Annotated in this window: 6 protein-coding genes and 1 pseudogene; 1 reads left to right on the plus strand and 6 read right to left on the minus strand. The window is 35.8% G+C overall.

Annotation, left to right across the window (positions count from 1 at the left end):
- Positions 1-480 precede the first annotated feature (480 nt).
- From F6K22_RS13000 to F6K22_RS13025, 6 genes and pseudogenes are all read right to left on the minus strand, one after another.
- Positions 481-1,419: a formylglycine-generating enzyme family protein gene (locus F6K22_RS13000; protein WP_363273458.1), complete on the minus strand. Its 939-nt coding sequence runs from the start codon at positions 1,417-1,419 to the stop codon at positions 481-483.
- On the minus strand, positions 1,376-3,484 hold the full coding sequence (locus F6K22_RS13005) for a tetratricopeptide repeat protein (protein WP_293098035.1): 2,109 nt from the start codon (positions 3,482-3,484) through the stop codon (positions 1,376-1,378). The genes F6K22_RS13000 and F6K22_RS13005 overlap by 44 nt, the downstream gene beginning before the upstream one ends.
- Before the next feature lie 789 nt (positions 3,485-4,273).
- The gene (locus tag F6K22_RS13010; RefSeq protein WP_293098038.1) at positions 4,274-5,071 is read right to left on the minus strand and encodes a hypothetical protein; all 798 of its coding nucleotides are present in this window, start codon (positions 5,069-5,071) and stop codon (positions 4,274-4,276) included.
- Between the two features lie 332 nt (positions 5,072-5,403).
- Positions 5,404-6,099 (minus strand): annotated as a pseudogene (locus F6K22_RS13015) (3'-5' exonuclease); the annotation flags it as partial.
- A 117-nt stretch (positions 6,100-6,216) separates the two neighbouring features.
- Positions 6,217-8,643: an ATP-dependent helicase gene (locus F6K22_RS13020; protein ID WP_375340157.1), complete on the minus strand. Its 2,427-nt coding sequence runs from the start codon at positions 8,641-8,643 to the stop codon at positions 6,217-6,219.
- Between the two features lie 92 nt (positions 8,644-8,735).
- Complete coding sequence (locus F6K22_RS13025; protein ID WP_293098040.1) at positions 8,736-9,836, minus strand: ATP-binding protein; 1,101 nt, start codon at positions 9,834-9,836, stop codon at positions 8,736-8,738.
- 2,950 nt (positions 9,837-12,786) lie between these two features.
- On the opposite strand from F6K22_RS13025, the gene F6K22_RS13030 reads away from it, so the two are divergent.
- Positions 12,787-13,446: signal recognition particle receptor subunit alpha (locus F6K22_RS13030; RefSeq protein ID WP_293098042.1), on the plus strand; the 660-nt coding region annotated here is incomplete at its 3' end.

The following is a 13,446-nucleotide window of genomic DNA, read 5'->3' on the forward strand; positions in this document are numbered from 1 at the left end:
TCTGTGATGGAGATTGCTTCGGGGTATTAATTTGGAAAAGCCAAAGCTAAATTTTTTCCCTCCCCTCGCAATGACAACTGTACTGTCATTGCGTTAGCGTAGCTTTGCGATAGCAAGGGGGAATATTTCACCATTATTTCTTACCCTCTACTAAAAAAAACCCCCAAAGCAATCTCTGTAATTTTGAAATGGTAATTTTGAAATGGCTTCCCTCGGCTCCGCAAAAATTTCTCGCCATGACAAGTACAATAGATTACTTTTCCAATGTTGGGTTGAGGAACTAAACCCAACCCACTAAACTAAAATTTTCCAATAGTAGGGGCGGGTTCCTCGTTAAATTAATGAGTCTCAACATTTAATCAGATAAACCCACCCCCAAGGGTAAAGGGTAAAAGAAAAGAGCAGACAAGGATTTTGCCACGGATGCACGGATGGATTTAGGACAGATACAAAAGGGGAAAAGAATAAAGTGGAAGAATCCTAGGAACGAAAGACAGAAACCACTGGAGAAGACGACACAATCCGAAAACCCCTAACATAGCTGTGCTTGTCGGCATAGTGATAGTTCCGTCTGGCACTCCGGCAAACCCTAGAAATGCCGTTCCAGCAACCGCCACGGAGCAGTCGATTACTATTATCTCCCCCAGTTTCCCAAGCACTTCCATCGGTAGGCGCTCCATTATAATTATTGTGCCAAACATCTAGACACCATTCCCAGACATTCCCGTGCATATCGTATAAACCAAAGGCATTGGGAGGAAAACTTCCCACATCTGTTGTTTCTTTTCGATATATTCCTTTAGGGGAATAATTGCCATAAGGATGGTTGCCGTCGTATTTAACTAACTCAGGCGTTATAGTTTCTCCAAAATAGAAAGAAGTAGTTGTACCAGTACGACAGGCATATTCCCACTGACTCTCACTGGGCAATCTGTAAATTTTACCAGTTTTCTTAGACAGCTTTATGCAAAACTCCACAGCGTTATACCAGCTCACACATTCTACTGGGCGACTTCCTCCTTTAAAGCTAGAAGGATTATTTCCCATAATCGCTTGGTACTGGTTTTGAGTAATAGGATATTTGCTCAGATAAAAAGGTTGAAGAGTAACTTCATGTTGCGGACTTTCATAACTTTCTCTTCCCGCTTCATTTTCCGGCGAACCCATGAGAAAACTTCCCCCTGGGATATAAGCCATTTCTAATTTAATCCCATTACCCAAATCTTCAATTTTTTGCCTGGCACTTCCCTGGGTACGATTAATAATTTTCCCAGAATTGTTGAGAGTAACTACTTCAAAAGTAAAGACTTCCCCTTTCGACTCCCGCTGCCTTTTTTCTTCTGCCTCTCTTTCTTGTCTTTCCCTTTCTTCCCGCCTAATTTTTTTCCTCCTCTTGACGTTTAACTTCCTCCCAAACACCCAGAACAATATCTCGACTTTTCACCGCTTCATTCAAACCCAAATTTATCGCCCGGTCATAATCATCAAGTGCCTGCTGATATTCTCCTAATTTATAATAAGCATTACCCCGATAATAATATGCCCGAGCATGACTAGCATCTAATCCTATAACCTGAGTCAAATCTTCAACTGCCTCTCGATAATTTGTCAACTTAATATAAGTCAAACCTCGCCGATAATAACCATCAGCAAATTGAGGATTCAAATCTATAACGTAGCCAAAATCAATAATTGCCTCCTGATATTTTTCCTGATTAAATTTCTCAATTCCCCGCTGGTAACAAGAATTTATGACACTCAAATTTTTATCCTTAGCCAAACCAACCAAACAGCGATTAACCTTAATAACAAACTCCCGATCCAGAGGCAGTAAATTTTCAGCCACCATGTCAAATTTTTCTCTACCATTCTCCACAGAAATATAACGGGAATTTAGCCAAGACTCCAGGGAAAAATCCAACATTTTTTCTGCAAAAGTAGGATTAGATAAACCAGTCAAACCAAAAGCAATATCCGCAGCAAATTCAGGTACTAATTCCGAGCGGTCTTTTTCCATAGCTCTGAGACTGCCAATATAACTTTCAACCACCATTTGAAATAGGTCATCTGCCAGACGTTTATCTACAGAAAATTCTGTTTCTAACTCCGGCAATAATTCTGGCAACTTCGGCGATAAGTTAGTAGTAATTAAATAATGGATGTCAGTAAATAGGGCGACAATAATATTATGATATGCTCCCAACAATGCTGATAATTTGCCAAAATCTTCGCTGTTAGTTTTGTAGTGACATTCGATTTCTATTCCATCTGCTGCTAATTCTTGATTTTCTCTATAAATGTTCAGGTTTAAAGGATTATCTCCACCAAATTTTTGATTTATCTCTTGTTCGGTTTTGCCTTTTGCCAAGAGTTTCTGTTTAACATTCGTTTCCCAATGTAAAGCGCGTTGAATTGCAAATTCGTAGATAATTTTCGGATAATGTAGGTGAGAAATTATAGTTTTGTAGAAGGGAGATATTTCTTGTCCCCCACTCCAATAGGCAACTTGAATATTAATCAAGTCTCCATCTACTTCTGATTCTATTAATAATATTGGTTCAGATTTTAAGCGACTAAATATGGCTTTAACTGCACTACCTCCAGCAAAACGGTTACTATCCCAAGTGTGGTCTATTAGTTCTGTAGGTCGTTGTTGGTTTTCTAGGGGGTAGTATTTTTGTAGGAAGTTTTTTAAGGATTGGGAAAGGCGTTTTTCTACTTTAGGAAATGCGGAGGTGGAAATTTTATTGAGATGTTCAAAACGGTCAAAGTCTATTTCTGGAGGTGCGAGTATTATTTGTACGGGAATAGGATTTCTACCTTGATGGTATTCAAGTATTTGCCAGGGATAATTTTTGATTGGCCAGTTGTCTAATTCTTTGATTTCTTGGGTGCTTTTTCGTTGATAAGCTGCAATTTCTAGAGCAGCTTCTCGTTGATATACTGCGATAAAAAATTGAGTTTCTCGGTTATATTGAGCTAGTTCTATTTGTACTTGTTTTTGTTGTTGAAATAGCCAGGTTTGAAATTCTTGGTTACTTTTGGCTATTTGCATATCTACTGCTTTGATAAATTCTTGGAGTTTCCGATTTTCTTGGCATTGGTACTCAACTATTTTGGCTTGAAATTCTTGACGATAAGTTTCCAGGTCAAGTTGTGCAGAGATTTGTTTTTCTTGTAATTCTTTTTGATGAGCAAGACGTTGATATTCTATTCCTGCCTGAAATTCTTGATTATTTTGTTGTAAGTCTAGTTGAAATGCTTGATTATTTTGCTGCAACTTAATCTGAGACATAGTACGCATATATTCAATCTCAAGTTGAGCCACTTTTTGTTTTTCTTGTAATTCTTTTTGATGAACCAGTCGTTGCCCTTCTAAATTTTTTTGCATTGTTCTACCGGAGGCACCATTAAAGGCATTAACTATTCCATTCCATGCCATTACAGCTCCGCCAGCAACTGCGGGAAGTAAAGGTAAAACCATATTTTTTCTCTCCTGTAATTTGAAATTTTTAGTATGCTCAAAAAGTTTGATAAATATTCGGTTTCCTGCGTCAACTCAACCTACATTATCAGTCATTGGGAGGGGAAGATTTCCGCATAATTTCTGATTATTATTGAAATTACCCGCGAAGCAATTTTAGTTTCTCCTGTAATTTGAAATTTTTAGTAGGTTCAAAAAGTTTGGTAAATGTTGGGTTGACGAAGGAAACCCAACCTACACTATCTGTCATTGAGAGGAGAAGATTTCTGATGATTATTGAAAGTACCCCCGAAGCAATCTTAGTTTCTCCTGTAATTTGAAATTTTTAGTAGGTTTAAAAGTTTGATAAATGTTGGGTTTCCTTATCTGTCATTGGGAGGGGGAATATTTGAATATTATTTCTGATTATTATTGAAAGTACCTCCAAAGCAATCTTAGTTTCTGATTATTATTGAAAATTTTAGTAGGTTCAAAAAGTTTAAGAAATGTTGGGTTTCCGGATGTCAACCCAACCTACACTATCTGTCATTGAGAGGAGAAGATTTCTGATTATTATTGAAAATAACCCCGAAGCAATCTTAATTTCTGAGAGATTACTTTTCTAATGTTAGATTTATCTAGGCGATCGCCTCCACTCAAGATTCCTCAACCTAACCTAGATTATGGAGGTTTGGTCTCCAAACAATTCTCCAAAATCTCTAAACTCCCACAAATATTTGAGGTTGAATTAAGTTATTTTTTTCCTTCCTCCTTCTTCCTTTTTCCTTCTTCCTTCTTACTTCCCAAAAATTAATTTGCTCCTCCGTAATAGGAACATAATAAATAGGCAGCAGCACCAACCACTCCTCTGCTAGTATGGTAAACTTTACAACCTCCATTATTATAAACATTACCGTTATTATCTACCCAACCAACTGCATGATTATGGTTATCATAAACTTTGCCGTCTGTACCTGCATATCCTAGATAATAATGACTAGAATTATAAACTTCACGACCTTTTAAATAACCTTCATAATGACCATAAGGATACCTGCTTGTATGTAGATAAATACTGCCAGAATCATTTATGGTTGTATATGGAGAACTGTCATTATAATTATATGCAGCAGTGGTGGATGAATTAAATTCCAAATGATGACTAGATAGACTCATATTTTGACTTTCAAAAGTCTGAGAACTTAAACTTAAATTATTTTGCTCTTGCTGAAAGTTAGAAATTTCTGGTAATGGAGATTCAGAATTTATTCCAGAAAAATCTATACCAAAATCTTGATTTATGCCATCCGGGGTTGAGGAAAAATCATTATTGTTAAGTAAACCAGAATTATCACTCATACCCCTATCTTGATTTGCCAAATTATCGGATGAAAAATCATTTTGAGCCAAGTCTGGATTTTCCCCTAAACCTATACTTGAATTTTGATAGTAGAATTGCTGTTGCCCATGGAAACTATCGGTCAAATTCTGGTTTAAGTCTTGATTTATCTCATCCAGAGTTGAAGATAAATCATCGTTATTAAGTAAACCAGAATTGTCACTTAGACTATTATCTTGATTTGCCAAATTATCAAATGAATTGTTCATTTTAATTTTGTTGTGAAATTATATTTTTATTATAGGAATTCCCATACTGGTAAGGTATATTACTATTTTAATAAATTGTGGTAAACCTGAATTATTAAGTAGTCTAGTAGGGTGTATTAGCGAAGCATAACGCACCATTTTTTTATATAGCACTACGCATTAAGGTTAGGACATTTCTAAACCCTGAAACCTTTTAACCGTTTACTATTCCCTATTCCCTATTCCCTATTCCCTAGCGCGTAGCGCTATATGATTTTTAAATTAATCATGGTACTTGATAATGAATTTTTTAGATGATTTTTGAGTTAATTATGGTGCGTTACGACTAGCGCCTAACACACCCTACAACTTGGAAACTCATCCTTTAAAGCAGATAAAACCGGACAAGGTTTTTGTGCTTGTAAATTTTCTGGTTTATTCCAGGTAAAAGGAGCTAACTTCGCAGCAGACATCCACAACAACTTTTTTGCCCTAGTCATTGCCACATATAACAACCGAAATTCTTCAGCCATTTTTAAATATCCTGCCTGTTCCCAAGCTTGAGAAATATCTGGTAAATCTTCCCCTTGTAAACTTGCCCTAATTTGCGCTCTTGCCACTTCAGCTAAGTCAAAATCTCCCAAAAAATTAGCCTGGGGTAATACTCGTAAATTACCAGGAATTATATTTTCATGCAAAAAAGGTAAAAAGACAAAATCCCAATCTAACCCCTTAGCTTTGTGCATAGTAATAATAGTAAGTTGCCGTTCGTGAGTATAATTTTGCTCTGAATTTTCCTCCGCTTCTACAGATTCAAATCTCTCAGAATTTACAATTTCACTTAACACTTCTAACATGGCATTCATCGAACTATTACCAGCAGTTTGTTTAGCAACTCTTTCAGCCAACTTATCAGCAGTTGCCAAATCTGACTGTTCATAATTTAATTCCAAAGCCAAAAAAGAAATTAACTGATATAAAGGTAATTCAGATTTTGCTCTGAGCAAACTACGACAAAAATCTCGACATTTACACACCTTTTCTGACTGATTTCGACATTTTTTTATATTACTTTTAAATTAATCTGGTACTCAATCGTCAATTTTTTACATGATTTTTGAATTAATCATGGTGCGTTAGAGGTTAGCCGTAACGCACCCTAAAATTTAACAACTGAAGTCTCGATCCGGAAACTCAGTTTTTAAAGCAGACAAAACCGGACAAGGTTTTTGTGCTTGTAAATTTTCTGGTTTATTCCAAGTAAAAGGAGCTAACTTCGCAGCAGACATCCACAACAACTTTTTTGCCCTAGTCATTGCCACATATAATAACCGAAATTCTTCAGCCATTTTTAAATATCCTGCCTGTTCCCAAGCTTGAGAAATATCGGGTAAATCTTCCCCTTGTAAACTCGCACGAATTTGCGCTCTTGCCACTTCAGCTAAGTCAAAATCTCCCAAAAAATTAGCCTGGGGTAATACTCGTAAATTACCAGGAATTATATTTTCATGTAAAAAAGGTAGAAAGACAAAATCCCAATCTAATCCCTTAGACTTGTGCATAGTAATAATAGTAAGTTGCTGAGGACGAGTATAATATTCCTCGGAATTTTCCTCAACTTCTACAGATTCAAATCTCTCGGAATTCACAATTTCAGTTAACACTTCTAACATGGCATTCATCGAACTATTACCAGCAATTTGTTTAGCAACTCTTTCAGCCAACTTATCAGCAGTTGCCAAATCTGACTGTTCATAATTTAATGCCAAAGCCAAAAAAGAAATTAACTGATATAAAGGTAATTCAGATTTTGCTCTAAGCAAACTACGACAAAAATCACGACATTTACGCACCTTTTCTGATTGATATGGATCGAGAGGACCAGGATAAAGAAACTGCTCTAATTGAGAAGCAAAAGAATTATAATCTTCCTGCGGAATTAAGTGGCGATCGCCTAAAACTTTTAAAGCAGATTTTAAATAATCTGGAGAATGAGGGCGGTCAATAAATTGTATTAATGCTAATATTTCTGCGGGAATTTGAGAGTGACGTGCCCCTTGAGAAACGTCATGTATTTTAATACCATATTTTCCTAAATCAATATCAACTCCATACTTTCCAGGATTAGTAAAAGTATCTGCAATAAATTGACCTTGTTTATTTTCTCGTACTAATACAGCAAATTTACCTTCTGGATTTTCTTTAAACAAACTAATTATGCGTTTACCCATCAATTCAAGTGTTTGATAAATATCCCTAGGTTCATATATTTCTAAACCACTACCAGTAGCTAGAGGATTATTATTACTTCCTGATTCTTTAACTTCTACAGGATGAATATTTTGGTCTCGAAAAGGTTTTTCTTTTCCTGCTAAGTTTGAATTATTTACCCACTTCAAAACAAAATTAGCCGCATCTATAATTATCTGACAACTGCGACCTGCTTGTTCCATAACTGCCAATTTTTCTAACTGCTCACACTCTTCACAGAACCGCCGAAAATCTATTGGATCTGCTGGGGTAAATGTAGAATTAATTGCTTGGTTTGGGTCTCCCACACGCATCAGATTTAGATTATTTAATTTTGATAATCTTTGATCTTGAGCAAGAGAATTAAAATCTAAATTACTATCATTATTTTCACTAGATGTAGCCAGTATTTCCAATAACTTAGTTTGCAAAGGAGTAGAATCTTGAGCTTCATCTTCAAACACCGCAAATACCTGATTTTGCCACATTTTTCTAGCACTTTCATTTTCCAATACTCGCAAAGCTGCCAAAATCATTTCATCATAGTCAATTAATTGACGTTCCCTCAAAATTTCCTGATATGTTTGATATAAATTAGCAGCAATAGTCAAAAGTTGATAATTATCATTTGCTTTGTCTCGAAGTTGCCATAAATCTTCAGGTTTAAGACCAGAACTTTTTGCTTGTTGAATAGCTTTCCAAGCTAATTGAGGTAATACTTCAGTTCTTAAAACTGACTGCCTTCTTAAACGTTCCGTTTCCTCTCCATCAAATTGAATTCCTTCAATTAAAAGTTGATAATGTCTCGGATTATTAGCAATCCAACTTTCTACACAACTGCGAGTTATCTTATTGCTAGGAGTAGGCAAAATTAAATTAGAATTTTCTAAATCTAACTCAGATAATTCAGGATGACGTAGAGCAATACTTAAAGCCAAACCATGCAAAGTATGAACAACAAAACTGCCTTCAAAACTGCCTTTAGGTAAAGATAATTCCTCTAAACATTGTTGGCGAATTTTAACTCTAATATTAGTAGCTGCCGAACGAGTAAAAGTAACAACAATTAATTGATAGTAACTATGTAATTTATAACGAGCGATCGCTAAAGCTGCTGCTGTTGCCATACCATAAGATTTTCCTGCCCCAGGAACTGCCGATACTGCCAAAGGTCCCCCTTGCCAGTCAGCCATTTGTTGTTGCCCTGGCCTCAAATTAGAACAAATTTTTTGAATAGCTTGTTTTCTTAAAGCTGCTATAGATAAAACATTTTCTGTGTCTGTAGCATTAGTTTCAATATCAGCAGATGGAAATGTAAAATTATCGTCAAAATCGTCAGTCACCTTATTTTAAATCGCAAGTTAAAATTCAATATTTAGCAAGAAATATTAATGTATAAATTATCAATTATTAATTATTAATTATTAATTATTAATTACCTTGTAGCTAGGGGAAAACGAAGGTAAAAAGTTGTACCTTTGCCTAGAGTTGATTCAAAAAAAATCTCTCCACCGTGAGCATCAACAATTGTTTTAACAATAGCAGTTCCTAACCCTATACCACCCTGTTTTCCATAACTTACAAAAGCTTCAAATAAATTATTCTGAATTTCTTTAGGAATACCAGCTCCATTATCCGAAAATATAATTTCAACCCATCGTTCTTTTCTCTTAGCTTTAATTTCTATCTTGCCTTCATATTGATTGATAGCTTCTAAAGCATTAGCTAATAAATTTTGTAGGGCGCGGTTTATTTTGTTTTCATCAGCATTTATGATCAAACCCTCTTCAACAGAAACTATCAATTCTACAAAAGCAGAGTCAACATAAACCTGATTTAATTTAGCAAAATTTTGTAAGAGGTTGGCTATATCAATTGGCTGAGAGTGTAATGTTGTATTTCCCTGAGAAAAAGCCAGCACTTCTTCCGCCATATTTAACATTCTCTGAACTTGCATAGAAATTAAATCACACCACTCTTGACTTTCTGGATCGGGATGAAGTTCTTTTAACATTGAACTTGATAATTGAATGCCAGTAAAAGGGCTTCTAAAATCGTGAATAATAGTATTGAGCATCTCTCCAATCAAAGTCATTTTTTCTTTATAAGCTAATTGATTGACATATTCAGTCGTCACACTCCGCAGTCTTTGAGATAAAATACTTAATATTTTTAAAACAACATCTCCTTTTGTATTAGCTAATATATCTATTATAGAGTCATAATAAATTTTAGCTACAATTGTTTCCTGAGATGCAACTACCCTACCACTCCTTGGCTGTTGATCTATAATCCCCAATTCCCCAAAATAACCATTTGATTCAACCGATGTAATCACAACATAATTATTACCTTCACCGCTCTTTTTAGTAACTTTAACTTCACCCTCTAGAACTAAGAATAAAGAATCTGAATCATCACCTTCTTCAAAAATAATCTCTTGCGGACTAAATTTTTTAATAATAGCAATCCGAGAAATTTGTGCAGCTTGCTCAGGTTCAAAATAGCGAATAAACTGATGTGATTCTAGTTTCATTTTGTGGTGTAATATTAATATTTTTAGGTTTAATAGTATTGGTGATGATAAATTAATCTACCATAAAAAATCTCTGGTGTCAAAAATTGTTAGTTCTATTACACAACAAAATTTTGAGACTAGGAATTATAGATAAAGAAGAGTGAGCTAGTCAAAGATAAATCAAACTCAGAGAAATTATTGATCTAGAGCTACAGCATAGAAATTATCTCCTAATATATTCTTAATTATGTATAGCAATCCCTATTGTTCGTGTATATAAAATATATGTAAATTAGGGAATAGCTTGACTGGGAATAGATAATATGGGTAATAACTTCATATTTATTATGTATATTTTTGCAGTTTTAAAAATCACTTATGACTCCTATATTTTTATTACTAATCAACGGAACATGATCTAAATTTACCGTTTAAGTTAGAGCGAAAAAATGCTGAATTTTCTAATAGTAACTTTTGTTATTTAGCTAGTTTACTATTGTCCTGAGACAGTGATTGATAGTAGCTTCAGAAAATCTCTGTGAATATAGAATATGGATTACACTGATTTCCAAAACAGAAAATATATCTGAGTAGTAAATATATAAATAATTTGGCCTAAGTAGGTCGGCGTTAAAAATTATCGTTATCAAAAGCCAGGTAGAGGTGGGGAAACCGTCAGATTGACGACCTATTGGCGACGTACAGAGGGCAGCTATCCTGAAGGGAAAAGGTTTTTGAGAAACTTTACTTTTCGTTACATACTGAGGTCTTTTTGCGCCTTCTTACCGAAAAATTCAGGTAAAAAGCCTCTCTTTAAAGGAGAAACAAGCGGTCGGAAAGCGGAGCATGACCTAGGTGGGATGGCGTACTTCGGAGCGGCTCTGCAAGAGCGGGAAACCTTGCCATATCCAATCGACCAAGAGAGCGGTCGTTTCAGCTATCGCCGACTTGAATTGCGGAGCATTCCGTAGGATAGGATAGGGAGGTCTCCCTCTGAATGCAGAACCGCTCCGAAGTACCCCATATCCAATCTCCCCTTGAGAAGGAAAAATTTTCATGATTAGTCAATCCTATCCGCTTTCAAGGAGAGTTCATTAATTGATAATTGATAATGGCGAACTTGATAATTACAAGAAGGTTTTAACCGTTCGGGAATTGAATATTGGGAAATTCAAGAGCACTTTTCTCTTTTGGGAGATTTGATATGGCGAGGAAACCTCGCCATCCCATCCTGACGGAATGCTCCGCTTTCCGACCGCTTTTTCCCCTATCCAAGGGGAGGCTTCAAGGCGCGAATTAATTAATAATTAATTATTAATTATTGAATTACCTACCTATAAATTATGTGCTGGGTACTGCCGTTAGACCCGAAAGATTAATATTTAAAGAGCAGATGAATTCTGCACACAGCACATTAGGAAAGGGGCTCCTCATACTACTAATTTGCTCAATATTTACTATAAATCCTAGTTAAACTGTTCTCTAATTATTTATTTGTAAGTATTAAACCAGACATGATATTACTTATATTATAAATCTGTGATTCCTGCATTTAGCCCAATACTTTAGACTTGGCAGCAATTGTAAAAATTCAACCTTTTTTACCGAAGAATTGGGTCTTTTGCCTCGCCCTTATAAAGCGACTTTTTAGTTGATGGGTGTTTCAATAAATATGTTATCATTGATTAAAATGGAGCAATAAATATATCAGTCGCGGGCGGGCAGTCCGAGACAAAAAACCGACTTGGAGGCAAGTTTAAGACTACCCTCAAGGTAGCAGCAGTCTGTGAAACGTCAACTCACCCAAGAAGCTCACGCTCCGTAGGAATCTCCGCGCCTGACAGCCGAGGAAGATGTCAAATAATTCTCTTTTTCCGCTCCCATTTAAGCTGTTCCTAACTCTGGTGTTCTGTCACTTTAGCAATGTTTGATAAAATTGGTATAAAATAATGTTATGAAATTGGTATGCCGATATTTACAAATTGTTTTGCTTGTGTTAAGATAGACCATATTCTAGTAGAAGTAATAATATTGATCGGTATATCCCTTCCATTATCAGGAGACATATTAGAAAAATTACTACTTGTTTACCGAATAATTAAGGTAAAAAGCCTTTTAAAGGAGAAACAAGCGGTCGGAAAGCGGAGCATCACCTAGGATGGGACGGCGAGGTCTCCTCGCTGACCTTCAAGATCGCCTTGAGAAGAAAAAAATTTCACGCTCCGCGTCAATCCAATCCGTTTTAGGGAGAGGTAATTATCCATTATCCATTAATGAACAGTACCAAAGAATCTAGATTTATGAAGAGGTGAATAAGCTAAACTCTCAAGCTCCAACTTAAATCAGAGGCAAGGAAAGCACTCCCTCATTAACTATCATCGACTATAAGACTATTGACTCTAGCAGTATAATCAAGGATTTTGCTCAATTTATGAGTGAATTGAAGTTAAAAAAGTTACGATTTATGTAGGAAAAAAAATAGATTAGAAAATTATTGCTAACAGTATAAATTTGATCAAAGGTAAACGAGTTTCTAGCTTGCTCAAAAAAAATCTCAACTTAGAGTTGTTTTTTGCTCAAAATATGCGATCAAAATTTTAACTGCAAACTTGAGGATGAAAAGACCTCCTAAAATACTTAATTATTTATATAATAATATGTAATATAGAGAAAACTTTATTGGCAGCAAAAACCCTACAATATAAATTGTCTAAGTGTTTGAGCAGAAAATATTATGGATAGATATTAACCCTGTGGAAACGAGAGAAAGGCATGAATCAAATTATATATTGTTAAAGTTTGGGATGAGCAACACATGAAAGATCGAGATAAAAAGCAGTTAATTGAGAAAACAAAGCTGGGAACTACCAAATCAAAGATAAACACTAAAAAAAATCAGGAAAAAAATACAAAAACTTGTCAAATGATATATAATGAAAAACTACTACTAGCTAGCTGAAATTGCTTTATGTTTGATGCCCTTGCTGACCGCTTAGAAGTTGCCTGGAAAAAACTAAGGGGTCAAGACAAAATCACAGACTCAAATATACAAGAAGCCCTGCGAGAAGTACGTCGCGCCCTATTAGAGGCAGATGTTAACTTACAAGTTGTGAAAGACTTTATAGCCGAGGTAAGCACCAAGGCAAAAGGAGCAAATGTATTAACAGGAGTAAGACCAGACCAACAGTTCATCAAAATAGTCCACGATGAGCTAGCACAGGTAATGGGAGAAACCAACACTCCCTTAGCAAAAGCAGACCAACCGCCAACTATTGTCCTGATGGCAGGTTTACAGGGAACAGGGAAAACCACAGCCTCAGCTAAGTTGGCCCTACATTTACGGAAGCAGAACCGGAGTGCTTTGCTAGTAGCTACTGATATATATAGACCAGCTGCTATTGACCAGTTAGTTACTCTAGGCAAACAGATAGATGTATCCGTATTTGAATTAGGTACAGATATAGACCCTGTAGAAATTGCTCAAAAAGGAGTAGAGAAGGCCAAAGCAGATGGTATAGATACAGTAATTATAGATACAGCAGGTCGGCTACAGATAGACCAAAATATGATGGCAGAACTTGCCAGAATTAAAGCAGCAGTTAAGCCGCAAGAGACCTTACTAGTAGTA

It is taken from the genome of Okeania sp. SIO2F4, from assembly GCF_010672385.1.
GTDB lineage: Bacteria > Cyanobacteriota > Cyanobacteriia > Cyanobacteriales > Microcoleaceae > Trichodesmium.

What these genes read in the sequence shown, in the direction of transcription:
- F6K22_RS13005 (WP_293098035.1), bottom strand. Translation starts at nt 3,484, where the DNA reads ATGGTTTTACCTTTACTTCCCGCAGTTGCTGGCGGAGCTGTAATGGCA.
- F6K22_RS13010 (WP_293098038.1), bottom strand. Translation starts at nt 5,071, where the DNA reads ATGAACAATTCATTTGATAATTTGGCAAATCAAGATAATAGTCTAAGT.
- F6K22_RS13025 (WP_293098040.1), bottom strand. Translation starts at nt 9,836, where the DNA reads ATGAAACTAGAATCACATCAGTTTATTCGCTATTTTGAACCTGAGCAA.